Annotated in this window: 17 protein-coding genes and 1 pseudogene; 7 read left to right on the top strand and 11 right to left on the bottom strand. The window is 72.7% G+C overall.

Annotated elements, in window-relative coordinates:
- A pseudogene (locus ACZ6H8_RS07805) lies at nt 1–204 on the top strand (hypothetical protein); the annotation flags it as partial.
- Between the two features lie 36 nt (nt 205–240).
- Here the strand turns inward: ACZ6H8_RS07805 and ACZ6H8_RS07800 are convergent.
- Genes ACZ6H8_RS07800 through ACZ6H8_RS07775 form a run of 6 tightly spaced genes read right to left on the bottom strand, consistent with a single transcriptional unit; the run spans nt 241 to nt 4336 of the window.
- Nucleotides 241–885 carry a hypothetical protein gene (locus ACZ6H8_RS07800; RefSeq protein WP_464146106.1) on the bottom strand — a complete coding sequence of 215 codons (645 nt, stop codon included), beginning with the start codon at nt 883–885 and terminating at the stop codon, nt 241–243.
- A gap of 10 nt (nt 886–895) precedes the next feature.
- A complete protein-coding gene (locus tag ACZ6H8_RS07795; RefSeq protein ID WP_464146104.1) occupies nt 896–1582 on the bottom strand; it encodes a metal-dependent transcriptional regulator in 687 nt (228 codons plus the stop codon).
- Between the two features lie 9 nt (nt 1583–1591).
- Nucleotides 1592–2206, bottom strand: a complete 615-nt coding sequence (gene rdgB / locus ACZ6H8_RS07790) for an RdgB/HAM1 family non-canonical purine NTP pyrophosphatase (RefSeq protein ID WP_464146102.1) — start codon at nt 2204–2206, stop codon at nt 1592–1594.
- Nucleotides 2203–2925 carry a ribonuclease PH gene (gene rph, locus ACZ6H8_RS07785; protein WP_464146100.1) on the bottom strand — a complete coding sequence of 241 codons (723 nt, stop codon included), beginning with the start codon at nt 2923–2925 and terminating at the stop codon, nt 2203–2205. The genes rdgB and rph overlap by 4 nt, the downstream gene beginning before the upstream one ends.
- A gap of 1 nt (nt 2926) precedes the next feature.
- Nucleotides 2927–3760, bottom strand: a complete 834-nt coding sequence (gene murI / locus ACZ6H8_RS07780) for a glutamate racemase (protein WP_464146098.1) — start codon at nt 3758–3760, stop codon at nt 2927–2929.
- A gap of 9 nt (nt 3761–3769) precedes the next feature.
- Nucleotides 3770–4336, bottom strand: coding sequence for an N-acetyltransferase family protein (locus tag ACZ6H8_RS07775; RefSeq protein ID WP_464146096.1), 567 nt, complete (start codon nt 4334–4336; stop codon nt 3770–3772).
- Nucleotides 4337–4361: 25 nt separating this feature from the next.
- Between ACZ6H8_RS07775 and ACZ6H8_RS07770 the strand changes: the two genes are divergently transcribed.
- Nucleotides 4362–5699 carry a nicotinate phosphoribosyltransferase gene (locus ACZ6H8_RS07770; RefSeq protein WP_464146094.1) on the top strand — a complete coding sequence of 446 codons (1338 nt, stop codon included), beginning with the start codon at nt 4362–4364 and terminating at the stop codon, nt 5697–5699.
- On the opposite strand, the gene ACZ6H8_RS07765 is transcribed toward ACZ6H8_RS07770, so the two are convergent.
- Genes ACZ6H8_RS07765 through ACZ6H8_RS07755 form a run of 3 tightly spaced genes read right to left on the bottom strand, consistent with a single transcriptional unit; the run spans nt 5675 to nt 8731 of the window.
- Nucleotides 5675–5947, bottom strand: coding sequence for a DUF3039 domain-containing protein (locus ACZ6H8_RS07765; RefSeq protein ID WP_464146092.1), 273 nt, complete (start codon nt 5945–5947; stop codon nt 5675–5677). The two genes, ACZ6H8_RS07770 and ACZ6H8_RS07765, sit on opposite strands and share 25 nt — an antisense overlap.
- A 4-nt stretch (nt 5948–5951) precedes the next feature.
- Entirely contained in the window at nt 5952–7385 is a 1434-nt protein-coding gene (locus ACZ6H8_RS07760; RefSeq protein WP_464146090.1) for a hypothetical protein, read from the bottom strand.
- Nucleotides 7361–8731 carry an ABC transporter ATP-binding protein gene (locus tag ACZ6H8_RS07755; RefSeq protein WP_464146088.1) on the bottom strand — a complete coding sequence of 457 codons (1371 nt, stop codon included), beginning with the start codon at nt 8729–8731 and terminating at the stop codon, nt 7361–7363. Before ACZ6H8_RS07755 ends, ACZ6H8_RS07760 begins: the two co-directional genes overlap by 25 nt.
- Before the next feature lie 202 nt (nt 8732–8933).
- Between ACZ6H8_RS07755 and ACZ6H8_RS07750 the strand changes: the two genes are divergently transcribed.
- The 4 genes from ACZ6H8_RS07750 to ACZ6H8_RS07735 all read left to right on the top strand — a co-directional run bounded on the left by ACZ6H8_RS07750 (nt 8934) and on the right by ACZ6H8_RS07735 (nt 12103).
- A complete protein-coding gene (locus ACZ6H8_RS07750; RefSeq protein WP_464146086.1) occupies nt 8934–9623 on the top strand; it encodes a phosphocholine cytidylyltransferase family protein in 690 nt (229 codons plus the stop codon).
- 70 nt (nt 9624–9693) lie between these two features.
- Nucleotides 9694–10491, top strand: a complete 798-nt coding sequence (locus ACZ6H8_RS07745; RefSeq protein ID WP_464146084.1) for an ABC transporter permease — start codon at nt 9694–9696, stop codon at nt 10489–10491.
- On the top strand, nt 10491–11228 hold the full coding sequence (locus tag ACZ6H8_RS07740) for an ABC transporter ATP-binding protein (protein WP_464146082.1): 738 nt from the start codon (nt 10491–10493) through the stop codon (nt 11226–11228). Before ACZ6H8_RS07745 ends, ACZ6H8_RS07740 begins: the two co-directional genes overlap by 1 nt.
- The gene (locus ACZ6H8_RS07735; RefSeq protein ID WP_464146081.1) at nt 11225–12103 is read left to right on the top strand and encodes a hypothetical protein; all 879 of its coding nucleotides are present in this window, start codon (nt 11225–11227) and stop codon (nt 12101–12103) included. Before ACZ6H8_RS07740 ends, ACZ6H8_RS07735 begins: the two co-directional genes overlap by 4 nt.
- On the opposite strand, the gene ACZ6H8_RS07730 is transcribed toward ACZ6H8_RS07735, so the two are convergent.
- Nucleotides 12093–13379: a CDP-glycerol glycerophosphotransferase family protein gene (locus ACZ6H8_RS07730; RefSeq protein ID WP_464146079.1), complete on the bottom strand. Its 1287-nt coding sequence runs from the start codon at nt 13377–13379 to the stop codon at nt 12093–12095. The genes ACZ6H8_RS07735 and ACZ6H8_RS07730 overlap by 11 nt on opposite strands.
- Before the next feature lie 32 nt (nt 13380–13411).
- On the opposite strand from ACZ6H8_RS07730, the gene ACZ6H8_RS07725 reads away from it, so the two are divergent.
- Complete coding sequence (locus ACZ6H8_RS07725) at nt 13412–14476, top strand: glycosyltransferase family 2 protein (protein WP_464146077.1); 1065 nt, start codon at nt 13412–13414, stop codon at nt 14474–14476.
- Here the strand turns inward: ACZ6H8_RS07725 and ACZ6H8_RS07720 are convergent.
- Nucleotides 14473–17190 carry a CDP-glycerol glycerophosphotransferase family protein gene (locus tag ACZ6H8_RS07720; RefSeq protein ID WP_464146075.1) on the bottom strand — a complete coding sequence of 906 codons (2718 nt, stop codon included), beginning with the start codon at nt 17188–17190 and terminating at the stop codon, nt 14473–14475. The two genes, ACZ6H8_RS07725 and ACZ6H8_RS07720, sit on opposite strands and share 4 nt — an antisense overlap.
- Between the last annotated feature and the right edge of the window lie 68 nt (nt 17191–17258).

The following is a 17258-nucleotide window of genomic DNA, read 5'->3' as shown; positions in this document are numbered from 1 at the left end:
CACACCCTCAAGCACGCCACCGCCTGGACCGTCGCACACCCACACCCCGGCGAGCTCCGCTGGCGATCACCACTCGGACACACATACATCGACAAGCCACCACCGGCAGGACCGACCTTCACAGACCTGCAACCCACCTCCGCTGCCCCCGACCCGGAAGACCGCTGGGGCGACGCACACGACGACGCCGACGCGCCCTTCTGACGTCAAGCCGAGCGTGCTCCCTGCGCACGCCGTCGCTCAGGCGAGCAGCTCGGCGAAGCCCGGCAGGTCCTGCGGGCGATGTCCGGCGCCGACCAGCACCCGATGCGTCGCGCCCGCCGTCACGAGCGCGGCAGCGATCGCCTCGTACTCCGCGTTCCACGCGCCGGTGACGACCGTCGTCGCGACCCCGCGCACGTCGTCGGCGACGATGCCGTGGCCCCACGGCGACGGCACGCCGGCGAACCACGTGGCCGTCGCCCGCTCCGCGTCCCATCGTCCGTCGTCGAAGGGACCGCCGAGCAGGATCGGCCGCGCAGCGCGCCAGAACGCCTCGATGCCGTCGTCTGCGAGGGCGCGGTGCGCCCTGCCCATGCCGGTCACGTGCGCCTCGATCGCCGGGTCGCCGCGCGCCACGTCGTACAGCGCAGGCTCGAGGAGCACCAGCCGACGCGGCCGCACGATCGAGAGGGCGAGCACTGCCGGGATCGCACCGTGCGAATGCGCGACGACGGTGGACCGCTCCGTGGTCGCCGCCGCCACGACCTCGGCCTGCGCGAGCACGTCTCGCGTACCCGTGAGGTCGAGCGCATGCCCGCCAGCGACCCCCGAGCGTCGCCACGCAGCGGCACCCGCCGCACCCGCACCGTGCACGAGCACGAGGTCGGCGGGCACCGCGGGCACGACGCAGGCCTCAGCCCTCGTGCGTGTGCGTGGGCTCCTGGCACGGCGCCGACAGCCAGATCGCGGCTGCGACGTCGTCGCCGACGGTGTGCTCCGCGCCGTCGACCTCGACCGTGAGACCGCCGGTGAAGCGTCCGCGACCGACGTAGCGCATGCGCTCGTCGAGCTCGACGCCCTGGTCGGCGAGGAACCGCAGCAGCTCGGGGTCGGCATCCGAGATGCGCACGACCGTGCCCACGTAGCCGTCGTGCGCCTCTGCGAGCAGCGTCGCGCTCGGCTGCCTCGTCGTGCCATCGGCTGCGGGGATCGGGTCGCCGTGCGGATCGCGCTCCGGATCGCCGAGCGCGTGCGCGATCGACTCGACGAGCCGGTCGCTCATGCCGTGCTCGAGCACCTCCGCCTCGTCGTGCACCTCGTCCCACGCGTAGCCGTGCTGCTGCACGAGCCACGTCTCGATGAGCCGATGCCTGCGCACCTGCCGCAACGCGAGCGCACGCCCCTCGTCGGTGAGCGCGATCGTGCCGTACGGGCGGTGGTCGACGAGCCCCTGCGCGCTCAGCTTCTTCACCATCTCGGTCACGGTCGACGCCGCGAGACCCAGGTTCGTCGCGAGCCGCGACGGCGTCACGGGCTCCGGCTGCCACTCCGTGTAGGCGTAGATCGCCTTCACGTAGTCCTCGACGGCGGTCGTCTGCATGGCGGGAGGCTATCCCTCGGCAGGCGCGTGCGCGACGGACGCGGACGCGGCGAGCGCAGCCGCGAGCGCGCGGAACGCGCGCCGCCGGTGGCTCAGCGCGTCCTTGTCCTCCGGCGACAGCTGCGCCGCCGAGACGGGCGCGTCGTCCGGCTGGAAGATCGGGTCGTACCCGAAGCCTCCCTCGCCGGCAGCGGCTTCGAGCACCGAGCCGCGCCAGACGCCCATCTCGACCAGCTCGCGCTCGCCGTCGACGTAGGCTGCGGCGCACACGAATGCGGCGCCGCGGTCGGCGACCCCCTCGAGGTTGCGCAGCAGCAGCTCGAGGTTGTCGCGGTCGTCTCGCGTCCCCGCGTAGCGGGCAGAGAAGATGCCGGGCGCACCCTCGAGCGCGTCGACGGCGATGCCGGAGTCGTCGGCGATCGACGCGACGCCTGTCTCCTCGAACGCCTCGCGTGCCTTGATGAGCGCGTTCTCGGCGAACGTCACGCCGTCCTCCACCGCCTCGGGCCCCTCGTACGCCTCGAGCACGGCATCCGGCAGGTCGTCGGCGAGGATGCGCTGCAGCTCGGCGACCTTGTGCGCGTTGTGGGTCGCGACGACGATGCGCGTGCGTGCCTCGCTCATGCGAGCACCTCCCGCTGCAGCCTGGCGAGCTCGTCGCAGCCTGCGACCCCGAGGTCGAGCAGCGACCCCAGCTCGCTGCGGTCGAACGGGGCCCCCTCCGCAGTGCCCTGCACCTCGACGAACAGCCCCCTGCCCGTGACGACGACGTTCATGTCGGTCTCGGCGCGCGAGTCCTCGACGTATGCGAGGTCGAGCAGCGGCTCGCCGTCGACGATGCCGACCGAGATCGCCGACACCGAGTCGATGAGCGGCGTCGCCGATGCGGGGATGCGCTTCTGGCCCTTCGCCCACTCGATCGCGTCGGCGAGCGCGACGTACGCACCGGTGATCGATGCGCAGCGCGTGCCGCCGTCGGCCTGCAGCACGTCGCAGTCGACGACGATCGACAGCTCGCCGAGCGCCCGCATGTCGACGACGGCGCGGAGCGAGCGACCCACGAGGCGCGAGATCTCATGCGTCCGACCGCCGATGCGGCCCTTGACGCTCTCGCGATCCATGCGCTCGTTCGTCGATCGCGGCAGCATCGAGTACTCGGCGGTGACCCACCCCTTGCCCTTGCCCGCCATCCACCTGGGCACCGACGGCTGCACCGACGCGGTGCACAGCACCTTGGTGCCGCCGACGGAGATGAGCGCGGAGCCCTCGGCCTGCGCGGACCAGCCGCGCTCGATCGAGACGGGGCGCAGCGCATCCGCCGTCCTGCCGTCGTTGCGTGTCATGTCAGATCCTCTCGGGGAGCTCGATGACTCCCGTCTGCGTGAACTCCACGTGCGTCACCTCGGGGCCGAGGAATCGACGAGCGAGGCGCAGGAACGGCTCCTGCGCCTCGGTCGTCGCCTCGAAGGCGTAGGTCGGCTGCGTCGACGGCGCAGCGAGCGCCCCGGCGTCGGACAGCCGCCGATACACGTCGGATGCGGTCTCCTCGGCGCTCGAGATCAGCCGCACGTCAGGTCCCATGACGTAGCCGATCGCGCCCGCGAGCAGCGGATAGTGGGTGCAGCCGAGCACGAGCGTGTCGATGCCGGCTGCGCGCAACGGCTCGAGGAGCTCGCGCGCGGACGCGAGCACCTCGTCGCCCGTCGTGACGCCCGACTCGACGAAGTCGACGAACGGCGGGCACGCGGCGGCGTCGACGTGACCGATGCCCGCCTGCGCGAACGAACGCTGGTACGCGTGCGAGCCGATGGTGCCTGCGGTGCCGATGACGCCGATCGACCCGGTGCGCGTCGCACGGATCGCAGCGCGCACGGCGGGCTGGATCACCTCGACGACGGGGATGCCCATGCCCAGCTCGTACCGCTCGTAGGCGACGTCGTACATCGCCGCCGATGCGGTGTTGCAGGCGATGACGAGCATCTTCACGTCGCGATCGACGAGCGTGTCGAGCGCTGCGAGCGCGAGCCTGCGCACGTCGTCCTGCGAGCGCGGGCCGTACGGGCCGTTCGCGGTGTCGCCGATGTAGGTGAGCGACTCGTTCGGCAGCTGGTCGATGAGCGCGCGAGCGACGGTGAGACCGCCGAGCCCGCTGTCGAAGACTCCGATCGGGCGCTGCACCCGACCAGCCTAGCCGCGGCCCGAGTCGACGCCCGTGCGGACCATCCTGCGCATGGGCACGTGGTTCCACGTCGGCCCCGTCGAGACCTCCTCGCCCCACATCGCGAAGCCGCGACGCTCGTAGAACCGGCGGGCGCGCTCGTTGCCTGCGATGAGCCACAAGGTGATCGGCTCGTCGTCGACCACGAGCGCCAGCAGGCGGTCGGCGAGTCCGGTGCCGTGCTGCGAGGGTGCGACGTACAGGGTGTCGAGCGCCCGATCGACGGGCGCGGGTGCGAAGCCGAGCCCCTCCTCCCATGCCATGGGGCTCGCGGTCGTCGACGCGACGCCCACGATGGCGCCGTCGAGCCATGCGACGGCGATGCGGGAGACGCCCGACGCCAGCTCGTCACGCAGGGCTGCCGCGTCGTCGTCGAGACGCGCGAGCTGCTGCTCGAGGAAGTCGGGCTGCAGGCTGCCCTCGTAGGTGCGGGCCCGTTCGATCGCGACGAACCGCACCCACGCGGCGGCGTCGTGCGGGTCGAGCGTCTCGACCGTCGGCTGCGCTGCGCGCACGTGCTGAGCTTCCGTTCCCATGGCCGATCCAGCCTAGGCTGGCGACGTGACGACGGCACTGCAGACCGACCGGTACGAGCTGACGATGATCGACGCGACCCTCGCCACGGGTCGCGGTCTTCGCCCGAGCGTCTTCGAGGTGTTCGCGAGGCGGCTGCCCGGTGCACGTCGCTACGGCGTCGTCGCCGGCACCGGACGACTCCTGGATGCGATCGAGCGCTTCCGCTTCGACCATGCCGAGCTCGCCTTCCTGCGCTCGGAGCGCATCGTGTCGGACGCGACGCTCGACTGGCTCGCCGACTACCGGTTCTCCGGCGACGTGCGCGGCTACGGCGAGGGCGAGGCGTACTTCCCGAACAGCCCGCTGCTCGTCGTCGAGGGCTCGTTCGCCGAGTGCGTCGTGCTCGAGACCCTCGCGCTCTCGGTGCTGAACTACGACTCGGCGGTCGCGAACGCGGCGACGCGCATGGTGCAGGCCGCGAAGGGGCGTCCGCTGTCGGAGATGGGCTCGCGCCGCGCGAACGAGGATGCGGCGATCGCCGCGGCGCGCGCGGCGTACATCGCGGGCTTCCGCGCCACCTCGAACCTCGCAGCCGGCGCTGCGTGGGGCATCCCCACGATGGGCACGGCCGCGCACTCCTTCACCCTCCTGCACGACTCGGAGGAGGAGGCGTTCGCAGCGCAGGTGGCAGCCCTCGGCACGGGCACGACGCTGCTGGTCGACACCTACGACATCGAGCGCGGCGTCGAGACGGCCGTGCGGGTCGCCGGCACGGGCCTCGGCGGCGTGCGCATCGACTCCGGCGACCTCGTCGAGGTCGCGCAGCAGGTGCGCACGCAGCTCGACGCCCTCGGCGCGAAGGACACGCGCATCACGGTGACGAGCGACCTCGACGAGTACGCGATCGCCGGGCTCTCCGGCAGCCCCGTCGACGCGTTCGGCGTGGGCACGAGCGTCGTGACCGGCTCCGGCTCCCCCGCCGCGGGCATGGTGTACAAGCTCGTCGCCCACCGGGGCGACGACGGCTCGTGGGTGTCGGTCGCGAAGCAGTCGGACGGCAAGGCCTCGCACGGTGGCGAGAAGACCGCCGTGCGCACGCTCGTCGGCGGCGTCGCCACCGAGGAGACCGTGTTCGTCGGCGGCGAGCCGGACGCGTCGATCGGGCGCGCCCTGCAGGTGCCGCTCGTGCAGCAGGGCGTCATCGTCGACGAGCACCGCGGCGCCGCAGGCGTGGCTGCCGCGCGCGAGCGCTGCGCGGCCGCCGTCGCCGAGCTGCCTGGCGACGCGATCCGGCTCGCCCGCGGCGAGCCGGTGATCCCGACCGTCTTGCGCCGACCGTCACGGTCGGCGCGCCGGGGTCACTCGCCCTTGAGACCCTCGTAGATCTCCTTACACGTCGGGCAGATGGGGAACTTCTCGGGGTCGCGCCCCGGGGTCCACTTCTTGCCGCACAGCGCGCGCACCGCCTTGCCGGTGAGCGCCGACTGCAGGATCCGCTCCTTCTTCACGTAGTGCGAGAAGCGGTCGTGGTCGCCGTCGTCGACCTGCTCCTGCCGCAGCAGCTCCTCGAGCTCGCGGTCGAGCACGTCGGTGCCGCCGCCACCGGTGCCGGGGTTCGATGGATCGCTCATGCCCTCAGTCTCGCATGGCGGCTGCGAGCACCTCGGGGCCGCGGCGGTCGATGACCAGGCCGCCGACGGCGATGCCGAGCGCGAGCACGAGCACCGCGTAGCCGGCGCCGAGCCACCCCCACTGCTCGTCGGGCGACGAGAGCTCGAGGACGACGGGCGCCACGATCGGTGCCGACACGGCGATGGACGCCACGAGCGCACCAGCCTGCGTGAGCGCCGCTGCCCACGACTGCGCCGCGGGCGCCTGGAAGACGCTCGCCTCCGGCCCCGAGACCGGGTACGGCCACCGTGCGCTCACCACCGACGACACGGCGAGCGAGGAGCCCAGCAGCGCGAGGCTCGCTCCCAGCACCGGTGCGAGCAGGTCGAGGTCGCCGTGGACGCGCACGCCGACGACCGCTGCGAGCGACACGAGGGCGGCGGCGACCACCGCGAGGGGCAGCGTCCTGCCGAGCCGATCCTGCCAGCCGGGCACGCGTGCGGCGAGGTGCATCCACCATGCGGAGCCGTCGTAGGCGGTGTCGTCGTGGATCGACCAGCCGATGAACAGCGCGAGCGCCGCAACGGGCAGCAGCGTCCACGTCTCGCGGGGCAGCCCTGCGAGCCACAGCGGCACGGCGAGCAGCACCGGCAGCACGACGACGGCGATCGCGATCGCCTGGTAGCGGCGGTCGCGACCCCAGCCCGTCACCGTGCGTGCGAGCACGACGACCCACGGCTGCGCCGGCACGAGACGCAGCAGGCCGAGATGCTCGCGCAGGCGCGGTCGGTCGACGCGACCCATGCGCCACGCCACGATGGCGAGCCATGCCGCGGCGAGCAGCACGACGGTGCCGAGCGCGACGAGCACGCGGGCGGGCTCGAGCAGCCACCCCGTGGATGCTGCGAACGGCGATCCCGCCAGCACGCCGATGCCGGCGTCGAGGCCGCCGACGAGCGGCGCGGCCGCGAGCGCAGCGAGCAGCACGAGCAGGCTGCCTGCGATCCACGGCCACGTGCGCGCGCTCGCGCCGACGTCGACCACGAGCCGCACGAGCGCGACCGTCACGGCGAGGAGCGGTGCGGCGAGCACGACGAGCCCCGCGCCCTCGTCGAGCCCGCAGGCGATGCCGACGCCGAGCGCGACGACCGTGAGCGGCGACACGAGGGCGCCGAGCCCCGTGCCGAGCGCGACGGCGGGCGGCTGCGCGAGACCACGGAACGCGCGCGGGTCGAGCGCCGCGTCGCGCTGCCCCACCAGGCCGACGCCTGCCGCGACCAGCACCACCGCCGTCGTGGCGAGCGTCGAGGGGAACGCGTCGCGCGCGGCGAGCACGATCGCGGCTGCGGCGAGCGCGACGGCCGCCAGCCACGGCAGCAGCGCGCGGCCGAGCCCTCTCGGGTCGTGCCGCAGCGCGGCGAGGGCCGCGACCCTCAGTCGAGCGACGGCGAGAGCCACGGGAGGTCCTGGGCGGGCGACGAGCCGACGATCCTGGTGAAGCGCTCCTCGAGCCTCAGCCCGTCGCGCACGTCGTCGATGGCGCCTGCTGCACGGACCACGCCGTCGCGCAGCACGAGCACGTGATCGCATGCGCGCTCGACGAGCGTCATGTCGTGGCTCGTGAGCACGACGGCGCCGCCGCGGCGTCGGAGGTCGCCGAGGATCGACAGGATCGTGTCGGTCGCGACGGGGTCGATCGACTCGAACGGCTCGTCGAGCACGACGACGCGCGGCGCGTGGATGAGCGCGGCGGCGACGCCGACGAGCTGCTGCATGCCGATGGAGTAGTCGGAGACGAGGCGGTCGGCGTCGTCCGTCAGCTCGAATCGCTCGAGCAGGGTCGCCGCCCTCGAGATCGCGTCCTTGCGCGGCACGCGACGCAGCAGCGCTGCGTGCACGAGCAGCTGCCTGCCGGTGAGGCGGTCGAACAGACGCATGCGGTCGGGCACGACGCCCAGCTGCGACTGCACGCCGCGTGCGCGCACGTCCTTGCCGTTGACCTCGACCGTGCCCGCCGTGGGCCGCATGAGGCCGCCAGCGAGCGACACGGTCGTGGACTTGCCTGCACCGTTGAGCCCGACGATGCCGTGGCACTCCCCCGCGCGCACCACGAGGTCGATGCCGTCGACGGCGACGGTCGAGCCGAAGCGACGCGTGACGCCCGTGAGCTGCAGCACGATCGCGGGCGCGTCGGACGCGTCGGGCGCGTCGGACGCGTCGGACGTCGCCGTCGTCTCGGGCTCGTCGCCGACGGCTGCTGCACGGTCATCGGCGTCTGCGCGCTCCTGCCTCGCGAGCATCGTCGACGCGTCGGGGTCGGACTGCACCGTGACCACCTCGAACGGGTCGTCGTCGTCGGCGCGGACCTCGGGCTCGGTCGGCTCGGGCTCGACGACCGGCTCCGGCTCGACCACCGGCTCCGGCTCGACCACCGGCTCCGGCTCGACCACCGGCTCCGGCTCGACCACCGGCTCCGGCTCGACGACCGGCTCGGGCTCCGGCTCGGCGACGGGCGCGGGCTGCGCAGCAGACGCCTTCGCCTGCGCAGCGCCCAGGGCGCGATTGCGAGCTCGCGTCGCAGCGGCCTTGCGCGCCGCCTCGCGACGTCGCTCCGTCTGCTCCTGGGGACTCAGCTCCGCCCACGGTCGTCTCTGATCTCCAGCACCCACGCCATCCACCGTATCGACCGTCGGCTGGGCATCCGACGACGCGCCGCCGCCGCGGCCGGACACGAACGCGCGCCATGCGTCGCGCGCCGCAGAGGATCGCGAGGCGTCACCCGCGGGCACGTCGTCCGGCTCCATGGATCGAGCGTACGCAGCGGGGCTGGACGGGGGCCTCGCGAGCGTCCGCGAATCGCCCCGTCCACAGCGATCCCACCGCCGCCAACGGTCGTTTGCTACGCTGGAGGACGGCACAGTGAGGTGTCTCCCGGGTTCCACCCGGGTGAACGTCAGGGAAACAGGCCACCATTGGCCGTCCCGCACCACCGCATTGGAGAAGGCAATGACCACGCAGATCGTGATCCTCGCAGCAGGCATGGGCTCGCGCCTGGGCCGTTCGCTGCCCAAGAGCCTGACGATGCTCAACGACGGCCGCACCATCATGCAGCAGCAGGTCGAGAACGTCCGGGCGACGTTCGACGACGCGCGCATCACCACCGTCGTCGGCTACAAGGCCGACCACATCATCGACGCGTTCCCCGAGAACACGTACGTCTACAACGACGAGTACGACGTCACGAACACCTCGAAGTCGCTGCTGCGGGCGCTGCGCGCCTCGAAGCCGGGCGGCGTGCTGTGGATGAACGGCGACGTCGTCTTCCACCCCGGCCTGCTCGCTCGCGTCGCCGACCGCGTCGCCGCCGACCAGTCGACCGTCGCCGTCGACACCTCGAAGGTCTCCGACGAGGAGGTCAAGTACACGCTCGACGCTCGCGGCAACATCCAGGAGCTGTCGAAGACCGTCAAGGGCGGGCTCGGCGAGGCCATCGGCATCAACTACATCGCGTCGACCGACAAGGCCACGCTCATCCGCCACCTGCAGCGCTGCGATGCGCAGGACTACTTCGAGCGGGGCATCGAGACGGCGATCGCCGAGGCGGGCATCCGCGTGCAGCCGCTCGACATCTCCGACCTGTTCGCGGTGGAGGTCGACTTCGCCGAGGACCTCGAGCGCGCGAACCTGTACGTCTGATCGCTCGCGCGACGCCGGCCGCCCCGTGGCGGCCGGCGTCGTCGTGTGCGCAGCCACCTAGGATGCGAGAGTGACCGCCCCGACCCACGCGCGCGACTCCTGGTCGCCCGCTCGTCGCTACCGGCACAGCCTCTGGCTGCTCACCTCGCGCGACCTGCGCGTGCGGTACTCGACGTCGTTCCTCGGCTACCTGTGGAGCGTGCTCGACCCGCTCGCGATGAGCGCGATCTACTACTTCGTCTTCACCGTCGTCTTCCAGCGCGACGTCGGCTTCGAGCCGTACATCGTGTTCCTCCTCAGCGGCCTGCTGCCGTGGATGTGGCTGAGCGGCGCCGTCTCCGACTCGACGAGGGCCTTCATCAAGGAGGCGAGGCTCATCCGGTCGACGAAGGTGCCGCCGACGATCTGGGTCGCACGCCTCACGCTCGCGAAGGGCATCGAGTTCGTCGCATCGATGCCGGTGCTCGCGCTGTTCGCGATCTTCTCGGGTGCGACGGTCGGCTGGGAGGTGCTCCTGTTCCCGCTCGGCATCCTGCTGCAGGCGGCGCTCGTGCTCGGCATCGGCCTCATCGTCGCGCCGCTGACGATCTTCTTCCGCGACCTGGAGCGCGCGGTGAAGCTCGTGCTGCGGTTCGCCTTCTACGCGACGCCCATCATCTACTCCCTGCACGACCTGCCGCCGCAGCTGCAGACGCTCGGGGCCTTCAACCCGCTGGCCGGCATCCTGTCGATCTACCGCTCCGCGTTCTTCCCTGAGGCGCTCGACTGGGTGGCCGTCGGCATCTCGGCCGGCATGACCGCCCTCGTGCTGCTCGTCGGCGTGCTCGTGTTCCGCAGGAGCATCCGCGCGGTGCTGAAGGAGGTGTGATGGCCGTCATCGACGTGGCGGGGCTCGGCATCCGCTTCAAGCGCTCGCGGTCGTCGAGACGCTCGTTCAAGGACCTGTTCGCCGGCAAGCAGCGCCGCACGCGGCCAGGCGAGTTCTGGGCGCTGCGCGACGTGTCGTTCTCCGTCGAGGCGGGCGAGGCGATCGGCGTCGTCGGTCGCAACGGACAGGGCAAGTCGACGCTGCTGAAGCTCGTCGCGGGCGTCGTGCTGCCCGACGAGGGCTCGGTCGACGTGCACGGCGGCGTCGCGCCCCTCATCGAGATCACGGGCGGCTTCGTCGCCGACCTCACGGTGCGCGAGAACGTGTACCTCGCGGCAGGCCTCCACGGTATGACGAAGGCCGAGATCGACGCGGCGTTCGACGAGATCATCGCGTTCGCAGGCATCGACGACTTCGTCGGCACGCCGTACAAGCACCTCTCGAGCGGCATGAAGGTGCGCCTCGCGTTCTCGGTCGTCTCGCGACTCGACGAGCCCATCATGCTCGTCGACGAGGTGCTGGCCGTGGGCGACAAGGCGTTCCGCGAGCAGTGCTACCGACGCATCGAGAGCCTGCTGGCGGAGGGGCGCACGCTCTTCCTCGTGTCGCACAACGAACGCGACCTGAAGCGCTTCTGCACCAGGGGGTTGTACCTCGACAAGGGGGCGCTCATCATGGATGGGCCGATCGAGGCAGTGCTCGAACGCTACGGGAACGAGCACGGGGGGAAGACATGAGCGACGACGTGCAGCAGGACATGGGCTGGCTGGTCAGGACGATCGACACGGTGGTCGAGAAGCAGCGACCGCTCGTGGTGAGCCATCTGCGGGAGGTGCGCAGACGCAACCCGCAGATCACGCCGGAGCAGCTCATCTCGCGGCTCGAGAGGCAGTACCTGGCTGCCGTGTCGACGTCGGGAGCCGCCGTGGGGGCGACGGCCGTCGCGCCCGGCGTCGGCACCGCCGCATCCCTGGGGCTCACGGTCGCCGAGACCGTCGCGTTCCTCGAGGCGAGCGCGTTCTTCGCGCAGGCCGTCACCGAGGTGCACGGCCTGCACGTGCGCGACCCCGAGCGCTCGAAGGCGCTCGTGATGTCGCTCATGCTCGGCAAGGAGGGCTCGTCGCTCGTGAAGCGACTCACCGAGCAGTCGTTGGGACGCGGCGCCGCAGGAGGCGCGTTCTGGGGGCAGCTCATCACGACGACCCTGCCGTCGGGCTTCGTCGCGAACACGGTCGTCGACTACCTGAAGCGTGCGTTCTTCCGCCGCATGACGGCGCAGACCGGGAAGTCGATGCTGGGCCGCGCGCTGCCGTTCGGCATCGGCGCGGTCGTCGGCGGCGTCGGCAACCACATCCTGGGTCGCCACATCGTGCGCAACGCCCGCGAGGCCTTCGGTCCCGCTCCGGCATGGTTCGATGCCGAGCTCGAGCCGGTCGAGAAGGCGCAGCGCCCGAAGCGCCTGCGCCGCGGCGCGATGTCGGAGGACATGCAGCGCACGTACGACGCGAACCGCAAGCCCGGCTTCGGCGGCCGCGCGCTCGAGCGGCTGCGTCGCACGGGCAAGCACGACGACGGCGCCGGCGACCAGCCGCCCGCGGATCCTACGGCGTAGAGCCCTCGACGGCCTCCGGCGCGTCGTCGTCGATCTCGACCTCGAACCTGTCGGTGCGGTGCCGTTCGGCGTGCTCGGCCCAGACCGCCAGCAGACGGTCGATGGCGGCATGGAATCGCGCGGTGGCGCTGCCTGGGCTCGTGTCGCCGAAGTAGTGGGTGCTCCACTGCTCGAGCCGTGCGAGCGCCTCCGCGTCCTCCGCGACCCTGTCGATCTCCGCGAGCGGGTCGGCGAGGCCGGCCTCGAGCCATTCGCAGGCACCGAGGTAGCCGCGCTCGTCGACGTCGGCCTCCTGCGACACGGGGCGTGCGATGAGGATGGGCTTGCCGACGGCGAGGCGGTCGTAGACCATCGCGGACACGTCGGTGATCGCGACGTCGGCGTCGGCGAGCTGCCAGCCGAGCTGCGGACCGTCGTCGTAGACGTGGTGCGCGGACGCGTCGCGACGGTTCGCGGCCTCGATCATGCTCACGATGCGCTCATGCGCCGCCTTGTACGCGGGATCGAGCACCCCGGAGCGCGGGTGCGGGCGGTAGACGAGTCGGTGCGCGTCGCTCGCGAGCACCGCGGCGGCGACGTCGAGCCCGTGCGACACGATCGACCCGTACGCGCCCGCCGGCCGGTCGCCCTCCCACGTGGGCGCGTACAGCACGACGCGGCGGCCGTCGCTCGGGTAGGGCACGTCGCCTGCGAAGTGATCGGCCTGCGGCCTGCCGATCTCGATCGTGCGCCGCTCGAGGTCGTAGTCCCACAGCTTCGCGCTCAGGCGGTCGCGCGCCGCCTGCCCGGCGATGAGCGCGTAGTCGTACGCCTTGAACTGGTTCGTGGTCATGTACATCTTGTCGGACTCGCCGTGGTTGATGAACACATGCCACATGCGCCCGTAGCGCATCATCTGGAAGTTGCGCGCGTTCTGGTTCACGTACAGCACCAGCCGCGGTCCTCGGTGCTCGAGGAACGCCTCGAGGTCGCTCACCTGCGTCACCGACCACACGGGCAGGTCGGTCTCCTGCCACAGCTGCAGCGCGGCACCGGGGCTGCGGGCGAGGATGCCGACCGAGTGGGTGGCGGAGAGCTCGCGCAGCGGCTCGTACCACTGGCGCAGCTGGTACAGGTTCACGGGGCCGTCCGCGTAGTAGACGACGATGTCGACGTCGCCGGGATGCGTCGTCTCATGCTGCGCCCGGGTGCGGGCGACCTCGGCCCGGTTCCGTCTGGAGGTCAGCCCGTTCCGGAGGAGTCGGCGGGCAGCGGTGAGGTCGCGGCGCAACGGCATGGGCTCCAGCCTACGTCTGCCATGCTTGCTCGGTGACTCGAACGGACCCCTGGCCTGGCGTCTCGTACGTCATGCCGGTGCTCAACGAGGAGCGCTACCTCGCTGCCGCGGTCGAGACGGTCATGGCGCAGGACTACCCGGGCGAACGCGAGCTCGTGCTGGCGCTCGGACCCTCGAACGACGGCACCGACGCGGTCGCCGAACGGCTCGCCGCCGCCGACCAGCGCATCCGGCTCGTGCCGAACCCGGGCGTCGACATCCCCATCGGGCTGAATCTCGCCATCGCGGCGAGCAGGCACGAGATCGTCGTGCGCGTCGACGCGCACACGCAGATCCCCGCCGACTACACGCGCATCGCGGTGCGCTCGCTCGAGGCGTCGGGGGCTGCGAACGTCGGCGGCCTCATGCTCGCGACGGGCGAGACGCCGCTGCAGCGCGCGGTGGCGCGCGGCTACCGGTCTCGCATCGGCCTCGGCGGTGGCTCGTACCACGTCGGCGGCGAGGCGGGCCCGACGGACTCCGCGTACCTCGGGGTGTTCCGCAGGTCGGCGCTGGAGTCGGTGGGCGGCTACGACGAGACGCTGCGACGCGGCGAGGACTGGGAGCTGAACTACCGGCTGCGCAAGGCCGGGCACCTCGTGTGGTTCGACCCTGCGCTGCAGGTGCGGTACTGGCCGCGGGAGACGTGGCCGAAGCTCGCCAGGCAGTTCCACTCGACCGGCGTGTGGCGCGGCGAGCTCGTGCGTCGCGTGGGCGCGGGCAACGGCGTGCGGTTCTTCGTGCCGCCTGCGCTCGTCGTGGCGATCGCGCTCGCGGTGCTCGGCGGGCTCGCCGCGGCGATCGCCGCGCTCGTGGCATCGGTGCCGCTGTGGCTCGCGGTCGTCTCCGCGCTGCTGGGGCTCGCGCCCGCCGCCTACCTCGCGCTCCTGCTCGGCGTCGTGATCGCGACGCCCGGCTCCCTCGGCGACCGGCTGCGCTTCGCAGGCGTGGTCGCCGTCATGCATCTGGCATGGGGAACGGGCTTCCTGCAGGGGGTCGTGCGCGGGGCGGGCACGAACCGCGACCTGTCGCGCAGCGAGGGGCCGGTCGGCGGCTAGACGCGCGCGTCGTCGTCATCGTCGAGGATGCCCTCTGCGAGCATCCGCTCGACGACGCGCATGCCCGCGTGGCCGTCGTCGAGGGGTGCGAAGCGTGCGCGCCACGCTGCACGACGCTCGTCCCATCCGTCGCCAGGGCCCGCTGCCAGCACGGCCTCGACCACCTCGTCGAACGTGCGGGCGAACGGACCAGGCGCCGTCTCGGCGAGGTCGAACGTGAAGCCGCGCAACCGGTCGCGGTAGTCGTCGAGGTCCGGCACGGCGAACACCGTGGGCAGCTCGAGCCCTGCGGCGTCGAACATGATCGACGAGTAGTCGGTCACGAGCACGTCGGCGGCGACGAGCAGCTCTGCGACGTCCGGGTACGTCGTCGCGTCGACGACGCCGACGCCGGCGAGCGCGGCCCCGCCTCCGGCGTGCGAGCGCGCGTGGCCGCGCACGACGACGCGCCACCCATCGCCGAGCTCGGCTGCGAGCGCTGCGACGTCGACGTGGTCGACGACCGCGACGCGGTCGTCGCGCCACGTGGGCGCGTACAACGCGATGCGCGTCTGCATCGGCACGCCGAGGCGAGCGCGGATCGCGGCGCGATCGCCGTGGCGCAGCAGGTCGCCACGCGGGTACCCGAGCTGCCACACGGGGCCGCGGAAGGCGTACGCGGCCCGCAGGTGCTCGGCGGCGAACGGGTTCTGCGCGAGCAGCACGTCCCAGCGCCTGCCCTCGCGGATCGACGCGATCCTCGTGCGCAGCCCCTGGCCGGCACGTTCGAGCGCGAGCCTCTTGAGCGGCGTGCCGTGCCACGTCTGCACGACGCGCTGGTGCCGCATGCGGCGGTGTCGCTTGCGCAGCCAGTCGTTGACGACGATCGAGCGCGCGCCCGCCCGCATCCGCCACCACGCCTCGGTGCCCTCGACGACGCGCACGGCACCGTGCGGGATGGGCACGGAGCCGTCGACCGTCGACCACGCGCGCACGACGCCGGGCACGCGCGCTGCGAGCGCGCGGTCGACGCCTGCGGGATTGCACGACGCCGCCGTGCCGTAGAACGCCTCGAGCATGACGGCCGCCTGCGGCTCGGGAGCGCCGAGGTGCCTGCGCTGCATGGCGCGCTGCGCGCCGGGCGCGCGCTCCGCGTCGGTGAGCGGTGGGGCGAGCACGATGGCCACGGATGCCTCCCGCGGCTCGACCGCGATGCGCGCGTCGAGCGCGAGCTCGGGACGCGGCAGCGCGGCAGGGGGCGCGAGCTCGATGCGCGCGCCCGAGGCATCGACGAGCTCGACGACCCACGCGTCGCTCGGCAGCACGAGCGCGTCGCCGCCCCAGCGTGCCCGCGTGAGGGGCACGGCTGCCTCGACGAGGTCGTCGTGCACGGCGAGGTCTCCCGCGATCGACTCGCGCGCGCCGCGCACGCGCACGGCGACCGGCCGCGTCGCGCCCGAGTCGATGCGCAGCCGCATGCGGTCGCCGTCGCGCCAGATCGCTCGGATCGTGGCGGGCGCGCGCGGCTCGGCCGGCGGCTCGCCGTGGCCGAGCGCCGCGTCGATCGCCTGCAGCACGCGCTGCGTGGATCCGCCCAGCAGCGTCACGTGGTCGGCGACGAGCGTGCGCGCATGGGCGAGTCGCTCGTCGCGTGCCGGGCCGGGCTCGGCGACGTCGCTCGCCCATGCCAGCAGCGCATCCCACGTGCGCTCGTGCCTGCCACCGGCGAACGCCGCGTAGGAGTCGTACAGGCCGCGGGAGGCGGCGTAGGAGGCGACGTCGGGCGCGAGCAGCAGCGTCGGGATCGCGAGGGTCGCCGCGTCGTAGGCGATCGACGAGAAGTCGGTGACGAGCAGGTCGACGCCCGGCAGCGCCGGCGTGACGTCGGCGAGGAGGTCGTGGCCGAGCAGCCCGATGCGGTCGCAGAGCGCCGGGCCCGCCATGTAGTCGCCGAGCCCGTGCGGATGCGAACGCACCACGAGCCGCGCGTCGTGGGTCTCGAGCCACGCGGCGATGCGCCGCCACTCGTCTGCGGAGGGCACCGCGGGGTCGGGCTTGCCGTCGCGCCACGTGGGCGCATAGAGCACCGTCGCGCGGCCGCGCGCGCCCGATCGGTCGAGGAGCGCGGTCGCCGCCGCACGAGCGCCGGGCTCGTCGGCGGTGGCGAGCACGTCGACGCGCGCGTCGCCGAGCACGCGCACGACGTCGGCGCCGAGCCCCAGGGCGCTGCGCATGCGACTCGCGGCGCGCTCGGAGGCCACGGGCAGCAGGCGGATGCGCGAGGCCGAGCGGCGGTGCGCCTCGCGCAGCAGTCGACGCACGGGGGCGACGTCGGGCACGCCTGCGACGCGCAGCCAGCCCGGGGCATCCCGGTGCAGGTGCTTGAGCGGGATGCCGTGCCACAGGTGCACGACGTACGCGCCGTGCACGCCGGCGCGGCTCACGTCGCCGAACCCGTGCGTCACGACGACGACGCCGGCGCGCAGCGTCGCGACGAAGGCGCCCCAGCCGCGGACGGTGCGGATGCCGTGGGCTGCCGCGTCGGCTGCGTCGCGCTCGGTGCGCACGACCCACGCCACGTCGTCGCCGCGTGCGTGGGCTGCGAGCGCGAGCGGCAGGGCCCCCTCGCCGACGCCCGAGCCGCAGCCGACGACCCAACGCCGTCGATCCCTGGGGACGACGAGCGACGCGGCCGCGCCGAGCGCGACGGCCGGCAGGGCGAGCAGCGTGCGCAACGTGCGCCGCGAGACCTGAAGTGCGATGACGCCAGCATACGAGAGCGGCGCGCCATCGCCTGGGATCC

Source organism: Agrococcus sp. AC640b (genome assembly GCF_979255995.1).
The sequence above is the reverse complement of the archived record's forward strand: the minus strand, read 5'-3'. Positions and strand labels throughout refer to the sequence as shown.

Excerpts from the sequence above, each read along its gene's own strand:
- ACZ6H8_RS07795 (WP_464146104.1), bottom strand. The coding sequence starts at position 1,582 with ATGCAGACGACCGCCGTCGAGGACTACGTGAAGGCGATCTACGCCTAC.
- rdgB (WP_464146102.1), bottom strand. The coding sequence starts at position 2,206 with ATGAGCGAGGCACGCACGCGCATCGTCGTCGCGACCCACAACGCGCAC.
- rph (WP_464146100.1), bottom strand. The coding sequence starts at position 2,925 with ATGACACGCAACGACGGCAGGACGGCGGATGCGCTGCGCCCCGTCTCG.
- ACZ6H8_RS07775 (WP_464146096.1), bottom strand. The coding sequence starts at position 4,336 with ATGGGAACGGAAGCTCAGCACGTGCGCGCAGCGCAGCCGACGGTCGAG.
- ACZ6H8_RS07765 (WP_464146092.1), bottom strand. The coding sequence starts at position 5,947 with ATGAGCGATCCATCGAACCCCGGCACCGGTGGCGGCGGCACCGACGTG.
- ACZ6H8_RS07755 (WP_464146088.1), bottom strand. The coding sequence starts at position 8,731 with ATGGAGCCGGACGACGTGCCCGCGGGTGACGCCTCGCGATCCTCTGCG.
- ACZ6H8_RS07750 (WP_464146086.1), top strand. The coding sequence starts at position 8,934 with ATGACCACGCAGATCGTGATCCTCGCAGCAGGCATGGGCTCGCGCCTG.
- ACZ6H8_RS07740 (WP_464146082.1), top strand. The coding sequence starts at position 10,491 with ATGGCCGTCATCGACGTGGCGGGGCTCGGCATCCGCTTCAAGCGCTCG.
- ACZ6H8_RS07735 (WP_464146081.1), top strand. The coding sequence starts at position 11,225 with ATGAGCGACGACGTGCAGCAGGACATGGGCTGGCTGGTCAGGACGATC.
- ACZ6H8_RS07730 (WP_464146079.1), bottom strand. The coding sequence starts at position 13,379 with ATGCCGTTGCGCCGCGACCTCACCGCTGCCCGCCGACTCCTCCGGAAC.